The sequence below is a fragment of the Cypionkella sp. PAMC25878 genome, from assembly GCF_058135695.1.
Window position 1 is genome coordinate 742,634 of the sequence record NZ_CM176871.1, and the last position, 19,953, is coordinate 762,586.

Annotated in this window: 20 protein-coding genes; 14 read left to right on the top strand and 6 right to left on the bottom strand. The window is 62.4% G+C overall.

Features of this window, described 5'->3' with window-relative positions; translation table 11 throughout:
- Positions 1 to 19: 19 nt before the first annotated feature.
- Complete coding sequence (hpaR, locus tag ACS5RD_RS03420) at positions 20 to 541, bottom strand: homoprotocatechuate degradation operon regulator HpaR (RefSeq protein ID WP_489929999.1); 522 nt, start codon at positions 539 to 541, stop codon at positions 20 to 22.
- Positions 542 to 624: 83 nt separating this feature from the next.
- Between hpaR and ACS5RD_RS03425 the strand changes: the two genes are divergently transcribed.
- The gene (locus tag ACS5RD_RS03425; RefSeq protein WP_489930000.1) at positions 625 to 1,389 is read left to right on the top strand and encodes an HpcH/HpaI aldolase family protein; all 765 of its coding nucleotides are present in this window, start codon (positions 625 to 627) and stop codon (positions 1,387 to 1,389) included.
- A gap of 3 nt (positions 1,390 to 1,392) precedes the next feature.
- On the opposite strand, the gene ACS5RD_RS03430 is transcribed toward ACS5RD_RS03425, so the two are convergent.
- Positions 1,393 to 2,019 carry a TetR/AcrR family transcriptional regulator gene (locus tag ACS5RD_RS03430; protein ID WP_328287147.1) on the bottom strand — a complete coding sequence of 209 codons (627 nt, stop codon included), beginning with the start codon at positions 2,017 to 2,019 and terminating at the stop codon, positions 1,393 to 1,395.
- A 111-nt stretch (positions 2,020 to 2,130) separates the two neighbouring features.
- Between ACS5RD_RS03430 and ACS5RD_RS03435 the strand changes: the two genes are divergently transcribed.
- Positions 2,131 to 4,164 (top strand): oxidoreductase, encoded by a 2,034-nt coding sequence (locus tag ACS5RD_RS03435; RefSeq protein WP_489930001.1) that lies wholly within the window; start codon positions 2,131 to 2,133, stop codon positions 4,162 to 4,164.
- Between the two features lie 37 nt (positions 4,165 to 4,201).
- Here the strand turns inward: ACS5RD_RS03435 and ACS5RD_RS03440 are convergent, their stop codons facing one another.
- Both ACS5RD_RS03440 and menC read right to left on the bottom strand, forming a co-directional pair.
- Positions 4,202 to 4,909 (bottom strand): GNAT family N-acetyltransferase, encoded by a 708-nt coding sequence (locus tag ACS5RD_RS03440; protein WP_489930002.1) that lies wholly within the window; start codon positions 4,907 to 4,909, stop codon positions 4,202 to 4,204.
- The gene (gene menC / locus ACS5RD_RS03445) at positions 4,906 to 6,030 is read right to left on the bottom strand and encodes an o-succinylbenzoate synthase (RefSeq protein ID WP_489930003.1); all 1,125 of its coding nucleotides are present in this window, start codon (positions 6,028 to 6,030) and stop codon (positions 4,906 to 4,908) included. Before menC ends, ACS5RD_RS03440 begins: the two co-directional genes overlap by 4 nt.
- Positions 6,031 to 6,145: 115 nt before the next feature.
- Between menC and ACS5RD_RS03450 the strand changes: the two genes are divergently transcribed.
- The 7 genes from ACS5RD_RS03450 to ACS5RD_RS03480 are packed head-to-tail and all read left to right on the top strand — an operon-like array spanning position 6,146 to position 13,899.
- Positions 6,146 to 7,075 carry a MurR/RpiR family transcriptional regulator gene (locus ACS5RD_RS03450; protein WP_489930004.1) on the top strand — a complete coding sequence of 310 codons (930 nt, stop codon included), beginning with the start codon at positions 6,146 to 6,148 and terminating at the stop codon, positions 7,073 to 7,075.
- Positions 7,076 to 7,106: 31 nt separating this feature from the next.
- Positions 7,107 to 8,684, top strand: a complete 1,578-nt coding sequence (locus ACS5RD_RS03455) for an ABC transporter substrate-binding protein (protein WP_489930005.1) — start codon at positions 7,107 to 7,109, stop codon at positions 8,682 to 8,684.
- 24 nt (positions 8,685 to 8,708) lie between these two features.
- Positions 8,709 to 9,635: an ABC transporter permease gene (locus ACS5RD_RS03460; RefSeq protein ID WP_489930006.1), complete on the top strand. Its 927-nt coding sequence runs from the start codon at positions 8,709 to 8,711 to the stop codon at positions 9,633 to 9,635.
- Positions 9,632 to 10,477 carry an ABC transporter permease gene (locus tag ACS5RD_RS03465; RefSeq protein WP_489930007.1) on the top strand — a complete coding sequence of 282 codons (846 nt, stop codon included), beginning with the start codon at positions 9,632 to 9,634 and terminating at the stop codon, positions 10,475 to 10,477. The genes ACS5RD_RS03460 and ACS5RD_RS03465 overlap by 4 nt, the downstream gene beginning before the upstream one ends.
- Complete coding sequence (locus tag ACS5RD_RS03470) at positions 10,474 to 11,436, top strand: ABC transporter ATP-binding protein (protein ID WP_489930008.1); 963 nt, start codon at positions 10,474 to 10,476, stop codon at positions 11,434 to 11,436. Before ACS5RD_RS03465 ends, ACS5RD_RS03470 begins: the two co-directional genes overlap by 4 nt.
- A gap of 8 nt (positions 11,437 to 11,444) precedes the next feature.
- Positions 11,445 to 12,377, top strand: coding sequence for an ABC transporter ATP-binding protein (locus tag ACS5RD_RS03475; protein ID WP_489930009.1), 933 nt, complete (start codon positions 11,445 to 11,447; stop codon positions 12,375 to 12,377).
- Between the two features lie 10 nt (positions 12,378 to 12,387).
- On the top strand, positions 12,388 to 13,899 hold the full coding sequence (locus ACS5RD_RS03480) for a M81 family metallopeptidase (RefSeq protein WP_489930010.1): 1,512 nt from the start codon (positions 12,388 to 12,390) through the stop codon (positions 13,897 to 13,899).
- 30 nt (positions 13,900 to 13,929) lie between these two features.
- Here ACS5RD_RS03480 and ACS5RD_RS03485 read toward each other — a convergent pair whose 3' ends face one another.
- Positions 13,930 to 14,613, bottom strand: coding sequence for a type 1 glutamine amidotransferase (locus ACS5RD_RS03485; protein WP_489930011.1), 684 nt, complete (start codon positions 14,611 to 14,613; stop codon positions 13,930 to 13,932).
- A 72-nt stretch (positions 14,614 to 14,685) separates the two neighbouring features.
- On the opposite strand from ACS5RD_RS03485, the gene ACS5RD_RS03490 reads away from it, so the two are divergent.
- The 3 genes from ACS5RD_RS03490 to ACS5RD_RS03500 all read left to right on the top strand — a co-directional run bounded on the left by ACS5RD_RS03490 (position 14,686) and on the right by ACS5RD_RS03500 (position 17,743).
- Positions 14,686 to 15,942 (top strand): cytochrome P450, encoded by a 1,257-nt coding sequence (locus ACS5RD_RS03490; protein ID WP_489930012.1) that lies wholly within the window; start codon positions 14,686 to 14,688, stop codon positions 15,940 to 15,942.
- 43 nt (positions 15,943 to 15,985) lie between these two features.
- Entirely contained in the window at positions 15,986 to 17,287 is a 1,302-nt protein-coding gene (locus tag ACS5RD_RS03495) for a type I glutamate--ammonia ligase (RefSeq protein WP_489930013.1), read from the top strand.
- A gap of 144 nt (positions 17,288 to 17,431) precedes the next feature.
- On the top strand, positions 17,432 to 17,743 hold the full coding sequence (locus ACS5RD_RS03500; RefSeq protein WP_489930014.1) for a 2Fe-2S iron-sulfur cluster-binding protein: 312 nt from the start codon (positions 17,432 to 17,434) through the stop codon (positions 17,741 to 17,743).
- A gap of 53 nt (positions 17,744 to 17,796) precedes the next feature.
- Here the strand turns inward: ACS5RD_RS03500 and ACS5RD_RS03505 are convergent, their stop codons facing one another.
- Positions 17,797 to 18,462: a pentapeptide repeat-containing protein gene (locus tag ACS5RD_RS03505; protein ID WP_489930015.1), complete on the bottom strand. Its 666-nt coding sequence runs from the start codon at positions 18,460 to 18,462 to the stop codon at positions 17,797 to 17,799.
- 57 nt (positions 18,463 to 18,519) lie between these two features.
- Between ACS5RD_RS03505 and idi the strand changes: the two genes are divergently transcribed.
- Entirely contained in the window at positions 18,520 to 19,050 is a 531-nt protein-coding gene (gene idi, locus ACS5RD_RS03510; protein ID WP_489930016.1) for an isopentenyl-diphosphate delta-isomerase, read from the top strand.
- A 36-nt stretch (positions 19,051 to 19,086) separates the two neighbouring features.
- Positions 19,087 to 19,944: a ParB/RepB/Spo0J family partition protein gene (locus tag ACS5RD_RS03515; RefSeq protein WP_489930017.1), complete on the top strand. Its 858-nt coding sequence runs from the start codon at positions 19,087 to 19,089 to the stop codon at positions 19,942 to 19,944.
- The last annotated feature ends 9 nt before the right edge of the window (positions 19,945 to 19,953 follow it).

The window sequence follows — 19,953 nt, forward strand, 5'->3', positions numbered from 1 at the left end:
CACAGTTCGGTTTAACGGCTCAATCGGCCTTTGGCTCGGCCAAATCCGCCAGCGCAATCAGCATCTCGATCAGTTGCGCCGTGCGGGTGGGGCCATAATCTGCCTCCAACTGCCGATAAATCGCCGTCGAATCCGGTGCCACCAGTCCCAACAATGCCCGCCCTTCGGGTGCAATCGACAGCATCACCCGCCGCCCATCGCTGGCATCGCGCGCGCGCGCAATCAAGCCGCGCTCGGTCATCGCCTTGATCATCCGCGTCAGGGACGGCGCAAGGATATTCGCCCGCACCGCAACTTCGGTAGCATCCAAGGCCTCAACCTCACCCAAAACCCGGATCACCCGCCATTGCTGCTCATTGATATCATGCGCTGCCAGCATCGGACGAAACCGCGTCATCACCGCCTCGCGCGCGCGCAACAGCGCCATCGGCAAAGCATGGCGCGTGTCGCGCGGAGGGGGGTTTTCCTGGCTCATCCCCCAACTATCGCCTTTGTGCCGATTGGCGCAAGCCGCCAAAGCCTGACGGTTGCGCAGCGGCATCATCCGCCCCCTGTCCCGTGCCGCCATTCGTGCTATGAAATCCCCAACCGCCGCTTCGACAACCCCAGCAGCAAGGACCGCCCATGCCAGCCTCCAAAAACCACCTGAAAGCGGCGCTGGCTGCAAAGATCCCGCAATTCGGTATCTGGCTGAACCTCGCCAGCCCCTATTCCGCCGAACTGCTGTCGGGCTGCGGCTTTGATTGGCTGCTGATCGACGGCGAGCATGGTCCAAACTCGATCCCCACTATGTTGATCCAAGCCCAAACCGTCGGCTCCCGCACCAGCACCGTCGTGCGGATTCCGGTGGGCGAGACGCATCTGGTCAAACAAGTCCTCGACCTTGGCATCCAAACCGTGATGGTGCCGATGATCGAAAACGCCGCCCATGCCGAGCAAATGGTGCGCGCGATGAAATACCCACCCGAAGGTGTGCGCGGCTTGGGTGCGGCGGTGGCCCGTGCTGCCGATTTTGGCCGTGTTAGTGACTATTTGGCGACCGCCAACGCGGAAACCTGCCTGATCCTGCAAATCGAAAGCCGCGCGGGTCTGGTTGCCTTGCCCGAGATTCTGACCCTCCCCGGCATCGACTGCATCTTCATCGGCCCCTCCGATCTTGCCGCCGATATGGGCTTTCCGGGCAACACCGCCGCGCCCGAAGTGCAAACCGCCATCGACGCCGCGATGCACCAAATTATCGCCAGCGGCAAAGCGGCGGGGATTTTGACCTTTGATCTGGCGCTTGCCAAACATTACCGCGAGATGGGCGTGACCTTGCTCGGCGTCGGGGGCGATATTCCCCTGCTGCTGAACGCCGCCAACGCCTTGGTCGCCGCCGCGCGCGAATAGGCTCTAACCCGCCTGATTACGCGCCCGAAAAGCTGCCAGCTCTGCCGCTGTCGGCGCTTTCCCGGTGAAGATCAGCACATAGTCTGGGATGTTGTGCAGCCGGAACTCCAGCGATTCCTCGGTCCGCATTGAGATATATCCCACCTGCGTCAGATACACAGTCTGCGCCCGCACCCGAGCCTCATGTTGCGGGTAAGAAAACGTCTCGAACATGGCAGTTAGAGCCTGAAGCCGCGCCAAATCCGCCGCCTTCAACACCTCTGCCAGAGCGCTATCCGTCAGCGCCCAAGTCCTGATCGCAAACTCCATCCGGCTGTCAAACAGCGCCGGCGTGATCCAGCAATCGTTGACGTTCAGCATGGCCTCCGCAATCGTCTGCGCCGGGGCCTGCGTGCGGGCGATCAGATTGGCAGTGTTTTGGCTTTGCCAACGCGCGATCAGCCCGGCCAAAAGCGCCTCGCGATCCGCGAAATGCCAATAGAAGCTGGTGCGCGACAGCCCCAGCTTGGCGGCCAAAGGCATCACCTTCACCGCCTCAACCCCGCCATCAACCAGCAAGTTATAGGCCGCGTCCAGCCACACTTCCGGCGTGCCGCGCCAACCACGTTCCGATGTTTGTTCCATGCTCATGGTCCCAACCTAAAGCCCGCGCCTGCGCATATCAACCACCAGACAAGAAAACTTGACACATATGTCGATTTCTGTTTTGCTGCCAAAAACCCCAGCCCCCGCGAGGCCAAAATGTCCGCCGATCCCCTGCTGCAACCCTACAAGCTCAAGCACCTGACCCTGCGCAATCGCATCATGACCACCAGTCACGAACCGGCCTACCCCGAGGACGGGATGCCGAAGGATCGCTACCGCCTCTACCACCTCGAACGCGCTAAGGCGGGCGTTGCCCTGACGATGACCGCAGGCTCGGCAGCGGTGTCGAAAGACAGCCCCCCAGTGTTCAACAACATCCTCGCCTATAAGGATGAAGTCGTGGCTTGGATGAAAAAACTCACCGATGATTGCCACGAGGCGGGCGCCGCCGTGATGATCCAATTGACCCATTTGGGCCGTCGCACCCGCTGGGACAAAGGCGATTGGCTGCCGGTTGTTGGTGCCAGTTCCGCCCGCGAACCCAGCCACCGCGCCTTCCCGAAGGTGATCGAAGACTGGGACATCGAGCGCATCATCCAAGACTACGCCGATGCAGCGGAACGTATGAAAGAAGCCGGCCTCGATGGCGTCGAGTTCGAATGTTACGGCCATTTGATGGACCAATTCATGTCGCCCTTCACCAACAGCCTCGCCGCCCCCTATGGCGGGTCTTTGGAGAACCGCGCCCGTTTCGCGATGGATGTGCTCGCCGCCTGTCGCAAGCGGGTCGGGGAAAACTTCCTGCTCGGCGTCCGCTACACCGCAGATGAGGTCGAACAGGGCGGCATCTCCGCCGATGAAGGCGTCGAAATCGGTAAAATGTTCCGCGACTCGGGGCTCGTTGATTTCCTGAACATCATCAAAGGCCGTATCCATACCGACCCCGCGATGACCGATGTGATCCCGATTCACGGCATGAAATCCGCGCCGCATCTGGACTTCGCAGGCCGCATCCGCGCCGAGGTCGGCCTGCCCACCTTCCACGCCGCCCGCATCCCCGATGTCGCCACAGCCCGCCACGCCATCGCCTCGGGCCAGCTGGATATGGTCGGCATGACCCGCGCCCATATGGCCGATCCGCATGTGGTGCAAAAGATCGTCGAGGGCCGCGAGGATGACATTCGCCCCTGCGTCGGTGCCACCTATTGCCTTGACCGCATTTACCAAGGTGGCATGGCTTTGTGCATCCACAACCCCTCAACGGGGCGCGAAGAAACCCAACCGCATGCCATCGCCCCAGCCATAACCAAGCGGCAAGTGGTGGTGGTCGGTGCCGGTCCGGCAGGGCTTGAGGCCGCCCGCGTCGCCGCCGAGCGTGGCCACAAAGTCACCGTGTTTGAGGCAGCAAGCCAACCCGGCGGCCAAGTCCGCCTCACCGCCCAAACCAAACGCCGCGCCGAATTGATCGGCATCATCGACTGGCGCATGGCGCAATGCGCGGCGCTTGGGGTAGAGTTCCGCTTCAACACTTGGGCTGAAGCCGCTGAGATTCTCGCAGAAAACCCCGATGTGGTGATCATCGCCACGGGTGGGATGCCAGAAAAAGACATCCTGAAATTCGGCAATGACCTGACCGTTTCGGCTTGGGATATCCTGTCCGGCGATGTGAAACCCGGCAGCAACGTTCTGCTCTACGACGACGCGGGTGATCACGCCGCCCTGCAAGCCGCGCAGACCCTCGCCGAAGCCGGAGCAAAAGTCGAAATCATGACCCCCGACCGCACCTTTGCGCCGGATGTGATGGCGATGAACCTCGTGCCCTACATGCGTGCGCTGCAGGATAAACCCGTCACCTTTACCGTGACGTATCGCCTGACCGGAGTGGAGAAAGACGGCAACCAGATCAAAGCTACCGTCGATTCCGACTATATGACCCTGGGCAAAACCGCGCATTACGATCAAATTGTCGTCAACCACGGCACCCAGCCCTTGGCCGACATCTACTTTGATCTCAAACCGAAATCCGTCAACCAAGGCGCTGTCGATTACGAGGCTTTCATCGCAGGCCAGCCGCAAACCTATGGCGGCGGTCCCGCAGGCTTCCAACTGTTCCGCATCGGTGACGCGGTAGAGGCCCGCAACATCCACGCCGCGATCTATGACGCCTTGCGGTTGGTGCGGGAAATCTGAACCAACATCCCGACGCGCCGCAACCTGGTGCGTCGGTCTACGCCAGACGGTAGCAGCGGCTTTGCTTGTCAAACCCGACGATCCGCTGCCCCCGCGCCATCCGCTCTTGCAACGCCTGCCGCAACTGTATCCGCAGGGCCGAGGTCGCTGCCATATCCTGTGCCAACAGCGCGTCGAGGTCCTGCGGCAAAGCCAACGCTAAAACCTCGCCATAAACGCTCATATCAACATCCCCCAAAGCCCGCGCCGCGACCACCTCTGAATCAAGCACCCAATCGACCAACAAACGGTCCGAGGCGATGCCGCGATTGATCCCCTCCATCTCGCCATAATAATCCACCAGATAGCGGCCCGATTGCGCGCCCAGACGGTGAATATTCAGTGCCGCGTTGACGTGGCGCAAGGGATCATAGGTCCATTGCACCAGCGCAATACCCCGCGCCAAACACCAGTCGCGCTGATAGAATTTCAACCGCACGCCCAGCCCAAACCCGCGCGCTTCAGGCAGCACCGCCAAGCGATGCGAATGCTGTACCGCAGTGTCGCGCGACGGCAGGCCAAAGATATAGCCCATCAACACATCGCCCGCAAAAGCCCCGCCAACCAACCCGCCCAAGCCCTGCACCACCATCATCAGATCGGCCGGATCGGGCTGATCCCCCGCGCCCCAGACGCTGCGCTGCAAGTCTTCAGCGGCGCGAAACTCGTCCATGCCCGCCAGGTCGCGAAAGGTAAACTCGCTCATGCCGTGATGCTTTCAAAGCTGAGCGTGGCGGTTTTCAGGTAATCGAGATCAAGGCTCACCCCAATCCCCGCCCCCTGCGGCACCGGCATCCGCCCTGCCACGGTTTCCAGCTTTTGCGCGATAATGTCGCGGGTGAAATAGCGGCTGGCGGATGAGGTATCGCCCGGCTTGGTGAAATTCGGCAGGGTGGACAAATGGATATTATGCGCCCGCCCTATCCCTGATTCCAGCATTCCGCCGCACCAGACCGGCACCGCAAACGCCTCACACAGATCATGGATGCGCAAGGCGTTGGTATAGCCGCCAACCCGGCCCACCTTGATATTGATCACCCGTGCCGCCCCCGTTTGCAGGGCCTTGCGGGTATGATCGACGGTGCGGATACATTCATCCAGACAGATCGACGTGCGCAGCCGGGTTTGCAGCGTGGCATGGTCGTGAATGTCATCCCAAGCCAGCGGCTGCTCAATATAGTCCAGATCAAACCCATCCATCTGCTGCAACAGCGCGGTATCGGCCAAAGTATAGCAGGAATTAGCATCCACCGTCAGATGTGCGTCGGGAAATTCCGCCCGCGCCGCCCGCAGCAATTCAAGATCATGCCCCGGTTTCACCTTTAACTTGATCCGTTGATAGCCCTGCTCCAGATGGCTGGCGATCCGCTGCATCGTCGTGGCAATCGGCCCGATCCCCAATGAGACCCCAACATCAATCGCATCGCCCGACCCACCCAGGACGCTTTGCAGTGGCAAGTTCAGCGACTTCGCCCACAGATCCCAGAACGCCATCTCGACCGTGGCCTTCGCCATATGGTTCGCCCGCCACGGCACCAGCTTGCGCGCCAATTCCTGCGGATGCGCAAAGCTTTGTCCGACCAGTTGCGGCAGCAACACATCGCGCAACAGCCCCATCGCCCCCGCCACGGTTTCCTCCAGATAATCTGGCAGCGGGTCCATCACGCCTTCGGCATAGCCCTCAATCCCATCGGCTTTCAGCACCAGCAGCGGAAAAACCTTCTCAGTCATCGTGCCGGTGGCAATGGTGAACGGCGTCACCAGTGGCAGGCGCACAAGGCGCAGATCGGCGGCGTCAATGCGCAAAGGCGCGAGGGTCTGGGTCATGGCTGGCCTCCTGTCAGCGGTGCCGTCACGCTAGATTTATTTCAGTTTACTTGCAAGATTGACCGAATGACAGAATCCTGACAGTCTTTCGGGATACCCAAAAGGAACCCCGGATTTGCCGCAAGACGACCCGCCTTTTTCGGAAGTCCAGACCGCCGCCTTGGGCGATCTGCGGCAACGCCTGACGGCGGCGCACGCCGATGGCACCCCGTCAGATCGCGCCATTGCCGGGTTTCTGCTGGCCAATCTGCAATCGCTGCCGTTTGAAACCGCCGCTTCGGTCGCGGCAAAGGTCGGAGTGTCAGAGGCGACGGTCGGCCGGTTCTGCCGCACCTTGGGCTATCGCCATCTGAAAGACCTCAAAGGCAGCCTCCAGCTTGATCTGGGTGATACCGCGTGGCTGATCGGCGATCGGCTGCAAGATTTCCATCGCCGCAGCCACAGCGGCAATGCCGAGCTTTCGCGCGCGCTGGAACGCGAGATGGCCGCGCTTGTCGCGGTCTACGAAATGGCCGCCAGCCCTGCCTTTGATGCCACCGTCAAGCGCCTGTCGCACCGTCGCTCGGTCTGGGTCGCAGGCTTTCAGACCGAACGCGGTCGCGCTGCCGAACTCGCCCACAACCTGCAATACCTGCGTGCGGGCGTGCATCTGTGCGATGTCGCCGCCGGCCACTTTGCCGAAGTTTTGCTGGACGATCCCGGCGAAACCACCCTCGTTCTGATTGATGCCCGCCGCTATTCCCGCCTGACCCGCGATCTGGCCTTGGCCGCGCGCGATGCGGGCATCCCGGTGACGCTGATCACCGATCCCTATTGCGCATGGGCGCATGACACCGTCACCGAAGTCTTCGCCGTGCCCACCGATCTGAACCATTTCTGGGACGCCACCTCGGCGATGTCCTCGCTGATAGGCCTGATGATCAACGGCGTTTTCCGCGAACTCGGCGCGCAGGTAGAGGCGCGCATGGCCCGCGTCTCGGCTCTACACGGCAGCTTTATCGGCCATATCGGCTCGGCCCGCGGCCCCACCAAGCCCACAACATAACAAACAAAAAACCAACAAAGGAGGATCTGCCATGACCATGAGTATCCGCAAAACGCTTCTCTCCGCCAGCGTCAGCCTGTTCGCGCTGTTCGCCGCCCAAGCCGTCAGCGCGCAAGAAGCCGTGTTCGTGCTAAACACCAGCGAGGTCGGCGCGCCCACCTATAACCCGATCAAAGCCAACAACCTGAACAAAGCCACCACGCTGATCTTCGACCGCATGGTCAGCCAAGCGGCCGATCTGTCCTATCATCCGTGGCTGGCTGAATCCTGGGAAGAAGCCCCCGATGGCATGTCCTGGACCTTCCATCTGAAGCCGGGTGTGAAATTCCACAACGGCGAGCCGTTCAACGCCGCCACCATCGGCCCGTGGCTGGAAGCCTTCAAGGGCAGCGAAAACGCCTACATGACCGAAGCCATTGCAAAGGTCGAAGTGGTTGATGATCTGACCGTCAAGCTCGTGATGGCGCGGCCAGAGCCAAACATGCTCTACAACCTGTCCTCCAGCTTTATGTCGGTGATCGAGCCGAAATCCTACGCCGCCTTGGGCGACAATTACGGTGTGACCGAGGTTTACGGCACTGGCCCGTTCAAGCTGGAAAGCTTCACCGTCGGCCAGGAAACCGTTCTGGTGCGCAATGACGATTACACTTGGGGCTCGCCCTTGGCGAAAAACGCCGGGCCCGCTCATATAGCCAAAATCACCTTCCGCGAAATCGCGGAGGATTCCACCGCGTTTCTGGAGCTGAAAACTGGTGGCGTCGACATGCTGCTGGGTGTGCCCGCTGACCTGCTGTCAGAGGTCAAAAAAGAGCCTAACCTTGCGGTTTTGACCCTTCCGGGCCAAGACGTGTACTACATGCCGATCAACGTCACCAAAGCCCCCTTCGATGATATCAAAGTCCGCGAGGCTGTGGCTAAAGCGATCAACCAAGAAGAAATTCTGGCCTCGGTGTTCGGCGGCATCGGCTCGGTTGCTGACACCTTCCTGATCTCCGCCCTGCCGGAAAGCCATGTCGCAGACAGCGCGAAAATCCACTACGACCCCGCCCGCGCCAATGCCCTACTGGACGAAGCCGGTTGGGTGATGGGGGCCGATGGTGTCCGCGCCAAAGACGGTGTGCCGCTGAAAGTCAGCCTGTGGACCCAAAGCGACAGCATCTTCCGCCGTCTGACCGAAGTGGTGCAAGCGCAGCTGAAAGCCGTGGGCGTAGAGGCCGAAATCACCACCTTCGACAGCTCGATGATCCGCGATCAATACAAAACCGGCACTCAGCAACTCGCGGTGCGGTCCTATGATTGGGACAATGCCGATATCGTCGATTGGTTCTTTGGCGCAGACCGTCTGGGCTATCCGAACATCTCGATGTTCAACGATCCCAAAGCCGAAGAACTGCGCAAAGCGGCCATGACAGGCTCGAAAAACATGGCCGAGCGGGTCGCCAACTTCACTGCCTACCATGAATATGTGCTGACCCAATTCCCGATGGCGCCGATCTATCAGCCGGTCGAAAGCGTCGCCTATAACGCCGACCGTCTGGTGATGCCCGAGGTGCTGAACGCCTCGGCGATGGGTTCGGTTGCAGTGATGGACATGGAAGTGAAGGAATAACGGCGCAGGGCAGGGGACACGGCCATGTATTCTTATCTGATCCGTCGGGTCTTGATGCTTGTGCCGGTGTTCCTTGCCGTCTCGCTGGTGATATTCCTGATCCTGCATTTCATCCCCGGCGATCCGGTCGACAATCTGTTGAAGGTCGGATCGTCCCCCGCGGCTCGCGCCGAGATGGAAGCCCGATATGGTCTCGATCAGCCCCTACCCGTGCAATACGGCATCTGGCTGTCCCGGGTGATGCAGGGCGATCTCGGTACCGCCATCGTCGCCCGCCGCCCGGTGTCTGATCTGATCCTGCAAGCCCTGCCGCACTCGCTGCGGCTGGGTGGGCTGGCGCTGCTGTTCTCCTCCGTGGTCGGCGTCGGCCTAGGCGTTCTAGCCGCCCTAAACCGTGACAAATGGCCGGATAGAGCCGTAATGGGCGGAGTCCTGCTTGGCTCCACCATGCCCAGCTTCTGGCTTGGCCTGATCCTGATGCTGATTTTCTCGGTCTGGCTCGGCTGGTTCCCGGTGTCCGGCGCGCGCAGCGCCAGCGCCTTGGTCTTACCCGTGCTGACCATCGGCTTAGGCGGCACCGCCCTCGTCGCCCGCATCACTCGCGTCGCGATGATCGAAGCCTCTGGCCGCGATTTCGTCACCCTGCTGCACGCCAAGGGTCTCTCTGCCCTGCGCATCCAACTCCGCCACGTCCTGCGCCACGCGCTGATTCCAGTAGTCACCATCCTCGCCCTGCGCATCGGCTGGATCTTAGGCGGTGCGGTGACGGTCGAGGTCGTCTTCGCCCGCCCCGGCCTTGGCACCCTGCTGATTAAATCGCTCAGCCAACACGATTACCCCGTGGTGCAAGCCTGCCTGTTGATGCTGGCGATGGCCGTTATGCTTGGCACCCTCTTGGGCGACATCCTACAAGCCGCAATGGACCCGCGCGTCCGGGCGGCCCTCGCATGACCCTCCCCGCCCCACTCCGCGCGCTTAGCCGCCCCGCAGGTGCCCCGGCTGGCCTTTGGCTGATCCTTGTGATCCTCGCGGCTATCGCCGCCCCGCTGCTGACCCCCTATGCCTATGATATTCAAGAGCTTCCCTCCGCGTGGCAGCCCCCCTCGGCAGTCCATTGGCTTGGCACCGATGAATTCGGTCGCGATCTGCTGACCCGCCTGATCTACGGCGCGCGCACCTCGCTGTCGGTCAGCAGCATCGCCATTTCCATCTCCGTCCTCTGCGGCATGACCCTCGGTGCCGCCGCCGCATGGTTCGGCGGCTGGTTCGACCGCGCCGTCACAACCGTGGTCGATCTGACATGGAGCTTCCCCGAAATCCTGATCGCCCTCATCTTGGTGGCCATCATCGGCCCCGGCACCACCGGCACCATGGTCGCCATTTCAGTCGCCTATCTCGCGCAATTCACCCGCCTGACCCGCGCCCAGATCATGACACTGAAAGGCGAAACCTTCATCGAAGCCGCCGCGAGCCTTGGCGCGGGCAACGGCCACATCCTGTTCCGCCACCTGCTGCCGAACGCCCTCGCCCCCGTCTTGGTCAGCGCCATGCTGGCGACCGGAGACGCCATAATCTTGGAAGCCACCCTCGGCTTCTTCGGCCTCGGCGCACAACCCCCCGTCCCATCCTGGGGCGGCATGATGTCGGCAGGCTCGGCCCTCGTGTTCAAAGCGCCCTGGATCATCATTTTCCCCGGCCTTGCCGTCGCCATCACCGTCGTCGCCATCAACCTCTACGGCGATGCGCTGATCGCCGAACTCGACATCCGCGCCCGGATGCGGAGGGCGGTATGAGCGCGCTGTTGGAACTGCAAAACGTCAGCGTTGCCATTGGTTCGGCCCAGTTGCTGGATGGCGTTAGCCTAAAGCTAGAACGCGGCCAAACCCTCGGCCTCGTCGGCGAAAGCGGCTCCGGCAAATCCCTGACTGCCATGGCCGCAATGGGCCTGCTGCCCCTGATCGGCGGTCGCGTCAGCGCTGGTTCGGTGCGGTTTGACGGCCAAGACGTTGCGAGCCTAACCGACCCCCAACGCCGCGCCCTGCGTGGCCGCCGCATCGGCTTTGTCACCCAAAACCCGATGACCGCGCTTGATCCCGTGCAGCGCATCGGCGCGCAGATCGACGTGGTCTCGCGCCTGCATCTTGGCCTGACCAAACAAGCCGCCCGCGCCCGCACCCTCGATCTGCTGACCCAACTGCGCATCCCCGAAGCGGCCGCCGTGGCCGAGGCTTGGCCGCATCAGCTGTCCGGCGGCATGAAGCAACGCATCGTCATCGCCATGGCTCTGGCAGGCGACCCCGAACTGATCGTCGCGGACGAGCCGACCACCGCGCTAGACGTCACTGTGCAGGCCCAAATCATCCAAATCCTCGCCGCCCTCATGCGTGAAAAAGGCGTCGCCCTGCTGCTGATCACCCATGACATGGGCGTCGTCGCGCAAATCTGCGACCGGGTGGCGGTGCTCTATGCGGGCCGTCTGGCAGAGGAAGGTGCCGTCGCCCCGATCTTCTCCGCTCCGCAGCATCCCTACACCAAAGCCCTGATCACCTGCATCCCGCAAGAAGGTATGGCGCGCGGCACCCTGCGCGGCATCCCCGGCGCAGTCCCCTCCGCCCACCAATACCCGACAGGCTGCCGCTTCCATCCCCGCTGCGCCAAAACCACTGCCGAATGTGCCCAGCAAACCCCATCCCTGACCACCCGAGGCAATGGCCAAGCCGCCTGCCTGCACCTGCCAGAGCCCGCGCAATGACCGCCCCGATGCTGCAGATCGATGCCCTCACCAAACGCTTCCAAACCGGTGGCGGCTTCCTCAAACGTCCGCGCGCCATGCTCGCGGTCCGCGATGTGTCCCTAACCATCGCCAAAGGGGAAGTTGTTGGCGTCGTCGGTGAAAGCGGCTGCGGCAAATCCACCCTCGCCCGATTGGTTTTGCGCTTGTTAGAGCCTACTTCTGGCCGTGTGTTGATGGACGGCACCGACCTGACCCACCTCAACCCCAGCGCATTGCGCGCCGCCCGTAAGCGCATGGCGATGGTGTTTCAAGACCCCTATTCCTCGCTCGACCCGCGCTTTTCCGTCACCGATGTACTGACCGAACCCTTCACCGTGCAACGTCGTCCACTACCCCCCGGTCAGATCGCCGAGATGCTCACCGCCGTCGGTCTGCCGCCCGAAATGGCCACCAGCCACCCGCACCAACTCTCCGGCGGCCAACGCCAACGCGTCGGCATCGCCCGCGCCCTCGCGCTGCGCCCCGAATTCGTGGTGCTCGATGAACCAACCGCCTCTTTAGATGTCTCTATTCAGGCCCAAATCATCGACTTGCTGGCGGGCCTGCGCGATCAGATGGGCCTGACCTACCTGTTCATCAGCCACGACCTTGGCCTTGTGCGCTATTTCTGTGACCGTATCGTGGTGATGTATCTCGGCGCTGTGGTCGAAGTCCTGCCCACCGCCCATGCCAAACCCCGCCACCCCTACACCCGCGCCCTGATCGACAGCGGCTTCGCCCCCGATCCCACCCGCCGCCGCGCCATCGCGCCCCTCAGCGGTGAAATCCCCAGCCCCTTCGATCTCCCCCCCGGCTGCGCCTTTGCCGGGCGCTGCCCGCGCGCGTCGGACCGTTGCCGCGCCGAGCGGCCCGTGCTGGACGTAACCACTCACCCCACCGCCTGCTTCCACGCGCTTTGAAAGCCCAAACATGCCCTTCCACATCCTGACTGGCTCTTTCGTTCACGAAAGCAACACCTTCAAACGCGGCGAAACCAGCCTGCAAGACTTCCGCAACGATGTGCTGGACGAGGGCCAACTGGCCATAGACCGCTTCGGCGATGTCAATGAAGAACTCGCCGGTTTCCTCGACATCGGCCGCAGCGCGGGATGGCAAATCACCCACACCGTCTCCGCCCACGCCACCCCCGGCGCGCGCGTCTCCCGCGCAGCGTTTGACCATATCGCGGGCCTGATCTGCGACGGCGCGCGCCAACATCGCGACACGCTCGACGGCATCCTGCTCAGCCTGCACGGCTCGATGGTGCCGACGTTCTGCGAAGATGGCGAGGGCGAACTCCTGCACCGCCTGCGCGCCATCGTCGGCCCGGATATGCCCATCGCCGTCACGCTCGATCTGCACGCGATGGTGACGCCCGCGATGGTCGCGGCAGCCCAGATCATGGTCAGCTACAAAACCTATCCGCATATAGACATGCGCGAAACCGGCCGCCACGCCGCTCGCCTGCTGGATGCGACCCTACGCGGCCAAACGAGGCCCATTACCCTGCGCGCCCACCTGTCGATGCTGGATGAAGCCAACGCAGGCCGCACCGATGTGCCACAAACCGCCGCCCTTTATACCCGCGCCACGCAGCACGAATCCGAGCCCGGCATCCTCGCCGTCTCGATCAACGCAGGCTTCGCCGAGGCTGATATTCTGGAAGCTGGCCCCACCGTTCTGGTCAGCTACGACCAAAACATCCCCAGCGCTGCCCCGCGCGCGCAACAGATTTCCAAAGCCTTGGCCGACACGATTTGGCAGCAGCGCGACTCTGTATCAAACGATTTCCTCACCCCCGCCGCCGCCGCCCTGCAGGCCCGCGATTTTGACAGCAGCAAAGGCCCGCTGATCATCGCCGACTACGCCGACAACCCCGGCGCAGGGGCCTACGGCGACGCCACCGCGCTGTTGCAGGCGCTGTTTGACGCCAAGGCCACAAGCGGCGCTTTCGCCCCGATGATCGACCCGCAGGCCGCAGCCATCCTGCATCGCCACAAAGTCGGCGATCATGTCACCCTCGCACTCGGTGGCAAGCAAGACCCCAGCTTTGGCGGCGGCCCACTGAACGTAACGGGCGAAATCATCCACCTGTCGGATGGCAGCTATACCGGCAACGGCCCGATCCTCGGCGGTATCACCCACAGTTTCGGCCCCACCGCCGTGCTGCGCGTTCAAGGTATAGATATTCTGGTCGTCACCCAACCCGGCCAGATGCTCGATCTGATGCAAGTCCGCACTTTCGGCATCGAACCCGCAACCCAGCGCTTTCTGGTGGTGAAATCCATGCAACACTTCCGCGCCGCCTTCGAGCCGATTGCAGGCAAAGTCATCGTCTGCGACAGCGGAGCCCTCGCCACCCCGCAAGCCCACCTGCGCCCCTACACCCGCGTTCGCCGTCCGGTCTGGCCACTGGATCGCACCGGGTTTGGAACCTCATAAAATGCTCTAAACGGCCCATAGGCTCAATTTTTAACTGGTAGCTTCCTCAAAGAACCGCACCATCCGGGCCGCGATCACGTCACGATCTGCAGCCACATCCAAACTCGTCCGCGCCTGCACCGCCACCTCCGCTGGCAATTTATCCGCATATTCTGCCACCAACGCCGTCATGAACCCCTGCGTCATCTCGGGATGATACTGCGTGGTCAGCACCCGCCGCCCCATCGCAAAACTCCCCACCGCACAATCAGCATTTCCCCCCAACACCACCGCCCCGCCTGGCACGCACAGAACTTGCTCTCTATGCGCCGCATAGAGCCGTATCTGTACGCCTTCCATCATCGTCTCCACCGCGCCAAACACCCAGCCACCGGGGTTCTCGCCCACCACGCCCCCCAAGGCCACAGCAATCGCCTGATGCCCAAAGCACGCGCCAAACAGCGGTTCCCCGCGCGCCACGATCTGCCTGATCAGCCCCAACAACCGCCCCACCCAAGCGTCAGAATCATGCACCGAAGCCGGACTGCCGGTGATGATCCAGCCATCAAACCGATCCGCTTCTGCCGGAAAATCCCCGTCCTTCACCGAAAAAGCACTCACCCGCCAACCGGGTCGCAACCCCTGCAACAGTGCCGCGAACTTCGCCCCATCTTTCGGATGTCTCTGCGCAAAGTCACTCTCGTCGGTGTTCGCCACCAGCACCGCAATATGCATAATCTTTCTCTTTACATATTTATGAACATGTATAGCATATTTATAAATTGACCACATGGCAAGCGAGGATGAATGACGCTCTGGACCCCCACCGACGATGGCCATGCCGATCTTTCCAGCCATGACGCCTTCGCACAAGGCGCGCCGCTGAATACCTTCGCCCGCCTGCGCCGCGATGATCCGATGCACTGGACGGAATATGCCCAAGGCGAAAACTACTGGTCCGTCACCCGCCACGCCGACATTCTCGAACTCAACCGCCAAACCGACCTCCTGTCCTCCGCCCGTGGCATCCGCATCGAGGATCAGAGCTACGAAGAATACCTCGCCCGCCGCACCTTTCAGGAAACCGATGGGGCTGAGCATATGGCCACCCGCATCCGCGTCGCCAAAGCCTTCTCGCGCCCGGTGATCGCGCAATTCGAACAGGTGATCCGCGACATCTGCATCGACATTCTTGACCACACCCTGCCGAAACTCACTTTCGACGCCACCGCAGAAATCGCCCGCCAACTGCCGATGCGGATGCTGGGCCGCATCATGGGCACCCCCGACGCCGATCTGCCGTGGCTGGTCGCCAAAGGCGATGCGCTGATCGCCAACACCGACCCCGATTTCACCAGCCATGTCCTCGACAAGATGACCACCGACGAATTCCGCATGATGCCGTTCAACTCGCCAGCGGGCGCGGAACTTTTCGTCTATGCCAAAGACCTGATGGCCCGCAAAGCCGCCTCGGGCGACCGATCCGGCATCCTGCCGCTGATCATGGAACCCGCCGCCGATGGCACCACCATGCCCGAACATGAATTCCGCAATTTCTTCTGCCTGTTGGTCGCTGCGGGCAACGACACCACCCGCTATTCCATCGCCGCGGGCCTGCAAGCCCTCGCCCATCAGCCCGAACTGTTGCCCCTGCTGCAAACCGACACTGTCTGGGACACCGCCCCCGATGAAATCATCCGCTGGGCCACTCCCGCGATCTATTTCCGCCGCACCGCCACCCGTGATTTCGACTACCACGGCAAGCAGATCAAAGCCGGGCAAAAGGTGGTTTATTGGTGGCTCTCGGGCAACCGCGACGAGAACGCCTTTGACACCCCTTGCCGCGTCAACCTCGCCCGCCAAAACAACCGCCACATGGCGTTCGGCCAAGGCGGCCCGCATGTTTGCCTTGGCATGTGGCTCGCCCGCTTAGAGGTGCGTGTGCTGTTCGAAGAACTTGCCAAACGTATCCGCAAGATCGAACCTGCCGGGGATCACAAATACCTGCGCTCGAATTTCGTCGGCGGTCTGAAATCCTTGCCCGTCACCGTCACGCTCAACTAAGCGACCAAAAAAGCGGCCATCAGAGCCGCCTCAGGGAGTTACCATGACCGATCACCCCCAGCGCCTGCGCGCGATGTTTTGCGATCACCTCTCAATCATGCGCGGCAAATACCTGCCTGCCAGCAAGTTAAAAGACGATGAAAGCCGCTTCGCCCGCCCGACGTTTTCGGTGCATTACGACAAAGACCTGCTGATTGAGGCTCCCGGCACCATGTGTCTCGAAGGCCTCCCCGACATGACCCTGCGCTGGAACGGCAACGAAATCCGTCAAGGTTGGGAGCCGAACACCAAAGTCGTCACCGGAGACCTCTATGCCGCCGACGGCACGCCGATCCCGATGTGCCCGCGCACCGCCCTGAAGCGCGCCGTCGCCGCGTGGGAGAAACACGGGCTGACCCCGAAAGTCGGAATCGAGTTGGAGGCTTACGCCTTCATCCGCCGCGATGATGGCCAGATCGTGCCCTATGACACCCCCGGCGGCGTGGTCTACGGCACCGGAAACTTCACCGACCCGCGTCGTTTCACCGATGCAATCTGGAACAAAGCTCAAGACATCGGCCTGCCGCTGGATCTGATCACCGCCGAATATGACACGCCGCAATATGAATTCACCCTCACGTTCAACAGCGCTGTCCAACACGTTGATACCGTCGTGCTGTTTCGCCAAATGGCCCGAGAGATCGCCTGGGATCATGGCATTATCCTGACTTTCCTGCCGAAACCGATCCCCGGGAAGGGCGGCAACGGCATGCATATCAACCTGTCGCTCACCGATGCCAAAGACCACAACGCGCTGGCCAATGGCGATCATGGCGACCCTGCCAACCTCAACCCGCTCGCCAAAGGCTGCATCGCCGGATGGATGCAGCATCACAAAGCTATGGCCGGCCTGATCGCCCCCAACGCCCAATCCTATAACCGCCTGCAGCCCGCCAGCCTGTCGGGCTATTGGTGCAACTGGGGCGGTGACAACCGCAACGTCACCGTGCGGCTGAGCGCCGAGGGCGGCAAGAAAGCCCGCCTCGAACACCGCATGGCTGACGCTGCCGCCAATCCCTACACTGCCGTGGCAACTGTCTTGCAAGCCGCGCTGCTCGGCTATGAAAACCACTACGCTTTACAACCGATGGAATCCGGCAACGGCTTCTCTTCCAACGATGCCAAACACGGCACCGCGGCCTCCCTCTCCGACGCCCTCAATGATCTGGACTCCGACGCCATCCTCACCACGGCCGTGGGCGCGGGCTTGGTCGAAAACCACCTTTATATGAAACGCGCCGAAGTCGAAAAAACCGCCGCTCTTTCCCCCGACGCCCTGCGCGATTGGTACATTTGGTATCTGTAACCCGCCAATGCTTTCAAATCGGTAAACGTCCAAGCGGGCCGCGCTAAAAACTGCAAACCAACCCTCCAGCCCTTCACATTGGTCTAAATATCCCGGGGGTCCCGGGGGCTTGCCCCCGGCATCTCCGCCAAACCGGAGCCTGAAATGCAAGCCACCTGGCACCTCCCCAACGGCAAAACCGTCACCGCCGAGGTCAAACCCGGCCTCAACCTGATGGAAGCCGCCGTCGCCAACAATATCCCCAACGTGATCGGCGAATGCGGCGGCTCGCTGTCCTGCGCCACCTGCCACGTCGTCGTTGATCCCGCATGGACCAGCCGCGTAGGCCGACCCAGTACCTTCGAAGATGACATGCTCGACGTCACCGACGCCGACCGCCAACCCACTTCCCGCCTATCCTGCCAGATCAAAATGACCGAAGCGCTCGACGGCATCATCCTGCATGTTCCGGGCTAAGCGCCTATGGGTAGGGCGGGTTCACCGCGCCGCCCGATGCGCCGCTCGACCCCTCAAGCCACCACCAAGCCCAACTGCGCCACCAGTTCCGCCGCCTGTTTGCGCGACACGACCGCGCCGCGAAACTTGCCCGCATCGGCGATCTTCAATCCGCCCAAATCGGCACCCCTTAAATCGGCACCCTCAAACCGCGCCCCGCTCACATGGGCCTCGCGCAGCGAACAGCGCTCAAACACCGCCTCGCGGAAATCGCAGCCCGCCAAATCCGCGCCCGAGAAATCCACCCCCTCCAGCACCGCACGGCGCAAAACCACCCCCCGCAGCCGCGCATCCGCCAGCAGCGTATCGACCAACACCAGCCCCAAAGTCCCCGCCTTGGCCAAATCCGCCCCGGTCAGCTTGCAGCCCTCAATCCGCGCCCCGGTCAGCACCGCTCCTTCAAACCCCGCATTGTTGAAATCGCAGCCCTGCAGCACCGCCTCCCCCAGCCGAGCCGCCGCAAACCGCGCGAACCCAGCCCTGCAGCCGACAAACGCCACCCCCTCCAGCACCGCCCCAATAAAATTCACCGCCTTCAAGCTACAGCGCTCAAACCGCCACCCCGACAGATCCACTCCCGCCAGATCCGCCCCCTCCATATCACACCCGCGCAACACCGCAGGCCCCGCCAAGGCCATAACCTCGGCCCGCCCCAACACGCCGCCCTCCACCGCAGTCATCGCTTGCATTCCCCCACACGCCCCGCCATCACCACCCAAACAACCCCAAGGCCCGTCATGACGCTCATCCCCGCCTGGATCAACGGCACCCTCACCCCCACCGACAAGCTAGAGGTCCACCGCCTAGGCCTGCGCCACAAAGCCGTCTCGGTCTTCGTCCTCTCGGGTGACCACATCCTGATCCAACAACGCGCGCTATCGAAATACCACACCCCCGGCCTCTGGGCGAACACCTGCTGCACCCACCCGCACTGGGACGAAGCCCCAATAACCTGCGCCCACCGCCGCCTGAACGAAGAACTAGGGCTATCAAACCTAACCCTCACCCCCGCCGGCCAAGTCGAATACCGCGCCCCCGTCCCCCCCGACATGATCGAACACGAAGTCGTCGACATCTTCACCGCCCAAGCCCCCCGCACCCTCAAAATCACCCCAAACCCACACGAAGTCCTCACCACCGCCTGGGTCCCGCTCCCGAAACTCCTGCACGACACCCAAACCACCCCAGAAATCTTCACCCCCTGGCTGCGCATCTACCTGCACGACCACCCCCACATCCTACAGAACGCCCAACAAACCCAACCTTAACCACGCCCCGGCACCCTGACCCGAACAGGAGGCCACATGATCACCACCGAAATCACCCAGATCCCCACCGCCGAAATCCTCGACCAAGCCCTGCTGCGCGACCGCTCCCACCTCGACACCGCAGCCCTCGAAGACCTCGCCCAATCCATCCACCGCGACGGCCTGCGCCAACCCATCGAGGTCTGGGCGCTTTCCCAACCGACCGAGACCCACCGCTACGGCCTGATCTCCTGCCTGCGCCGCCTCACCGCCACCCGCCTGCTGCACAGCCGCAACCCCAGCTTGCACACCACCATCCCCGCCTTCCTGCGCACCCCCGCCTCGATCCCCGACGCGATGGCGCAAATGATCGCCGAAAACGAAATCCGCGAAAACCTCACCCCGTGGGAGAGGGGCCTCACCCTCGCCACCTGCGTCACCCAAGACCTGTTCCCCAGCATCGACGCCGCCATCGCCGCCCTGCACCCCACCGCCAGCAAACAAAAACGCACCCGCCTGCGCACCCTCGCCCTTGTGGCAGAGGAGTTGGAGCACTGTTTCACCACCCCCGAACTGCTCTCGCAAAGCCAGATCGAGCGCCTCGCCGCCTGCCTGCGCGGCGGCCTCACCGACCTCATCCACCAGATTCTAAAGGAAAACCGTCGCGCCAGCCTGCCCAGCCAATGGGCCGCCCTGCTCCCCACCCTGACCGAAGCCCTAGCCCCCGAGTCCGACCCCACCCCCACCAAACCCGGCCGCCCGCGTCGGCTGCTGACCCTGAAACAGGGGCTGACGATAAGGCGAGAGAAATGCATCGGTGGCTGGTCGCTGAAATTCACCGGCCCCCACGCGCGCAGCGGGGGCTTGATGGACGACGTGATGGACGAGATCGAGCGGTTGTTTCAGCCGGAGTAGGGGGGCAGT

What these genes read in the sequence shown, in the direction of transcription:
- hpaR (WP_489929999.1), bottom strand. Translation starts at nt 541, where the DNA reads ATGCCGCTGCGCAACCGTCAGGCTTTGGCGGCTTGCGCCAATCGGCAC.
- ACS5RD_RS03425 (WP_489930000.1), top strand. Translation starts at nt 625, where the DNA reads ATGCCAGCCTCCAAAAACCACCTGAAAGCGGCGCTGGCTGCAAAGATC.
- ACS5RD_RS03430 (WP_328287147.1), bottom strand. Translation starts at nt 2,019, where the DNA reads ATGAGCATGGAACAAACATCGGAACGTGGTTGGCGCGGCACGCCGGAA.
- ACS5RD_RS03435 (WP_489930001.1), top strand. Translation starts at nt 2,131, where the DNA reads ATGTCCGCCGATCCCCTGCTGCAACCCTACAAGCTCAAGCACCTGACC.
- ACS5RD_RS03440 (WP_489930002.1), bottom strand. Translation starts at nt 4,909, where the DNA reads ATGAGCGAGTTTACCTTTCGCGACCTGGCGGGCATGGACGAGTTTCGC.
- menC (WP_489930003.1), bottom strand. Translation starts at nt 6,030, where the DNA reads ATGACCCAGACCCTCGCGCCTTTGCGCATTGACGCCGCCGATCTGCGC.
- ACS5RD_RS03455 (WP_489930005.1), top strand. Translation starts at nt 7,107, where the DNA reads ATGACCATGAGTATCCGCAAAACGCTTCTCTCCGCCAGCGTCAGCCTG.
- ACS5RD_RS03460 (WP_489930006.1), top strand. Translation starts at nt 8,709, where the DNA reads ATGTATTCTTATCTGATCCGTCGGGTCTTGATGCTTGTGCCGGTGTTC.
- ACS5RD_RS03465 (WP_489930007.1), top strand. Translation starts at nt 9,632, where the DNA reads ATGACCCTCCCCGCCCCACTCCGCGCGCTTAGCCGCCCCGCAGGTGCC.
- ACS5RD_RS03470 (WP_489930008.1), top strand. Translation starts at nt 10,474, where the DNA reads ATGAGCGCGCTGTTGGAACTGCAAAACGTCAGCGTTGCCATTGGTTCG.
- ACS5RD_RS03475 (WP_489930009.1), top strand. Translation starts at nt 11,445, where the DNA reads ATGCTGCAGATCGATGCCCTCACCAAACGCTTCCAAACCGGTGGCGGC.
- ACS5RD_RS03480 (WP_489930010.1), top strand. Translation starts at nt 12,388, where the DNA reads ATGCCCTTCCACATCCTGACTGGCTCTTTCGTTCACGAAAGCAACACC.
- ACS5RD_RS03485 (WP_489930011.1), bottom strand. Translation starts at nt 14,613, where the DNA reads ATGCATATTGCGGTGCTGGTGGCGAACACCGACGAGAGTGACTTTGCG.
- ACS5RD_RS03490 (WP_489930012.1), top strand. Translation starts at nt 14,686, where the DNA reads ATGACGCTCTGGACCCCCACCGACGATGGCCATGCCGATCTTTCCAGC.
- ACS5RD_RS03495 (WP_489930013.1), top strand. Translation starts at nt 15,986, where the DNA reads ATGACCGATCACCCCCAGCGCCTGCGCGCGATGTTTTGCGATCACCTC.
- ACS5RD_RS03500 (WP_489930014.1), top strand. Translation starts at nt 17,432, where the DNA reads ATGCAAGCCACCTGGCACCTCCCCAACGGCAAAACCGTCACCGCCGAG.
- ACS5RD_RS03505 (WP_489930015.1), bottom strand. Translation starts at nt 18,462, where the DNA reads ATGACTGCGGTGGAGGGCGGCGTGTTGGGGCGGGCCGAGGTTATGGCC.
- idi (WP_489930016.1), top strand. Translation starts at nt 18,520, where the DNA reads ATGACGCTCATCCCCGCCTGGATCAACGGCACCCTCACCCCCACCGAC.
- ACS5RD_RS03515 (WP_489930017.1), top strand. Translation starts at nt 19,087, where the DNA reads ATGATCACCACCGAAATCACCCAGATCCCCACCGCCGAAATCCTCGAC.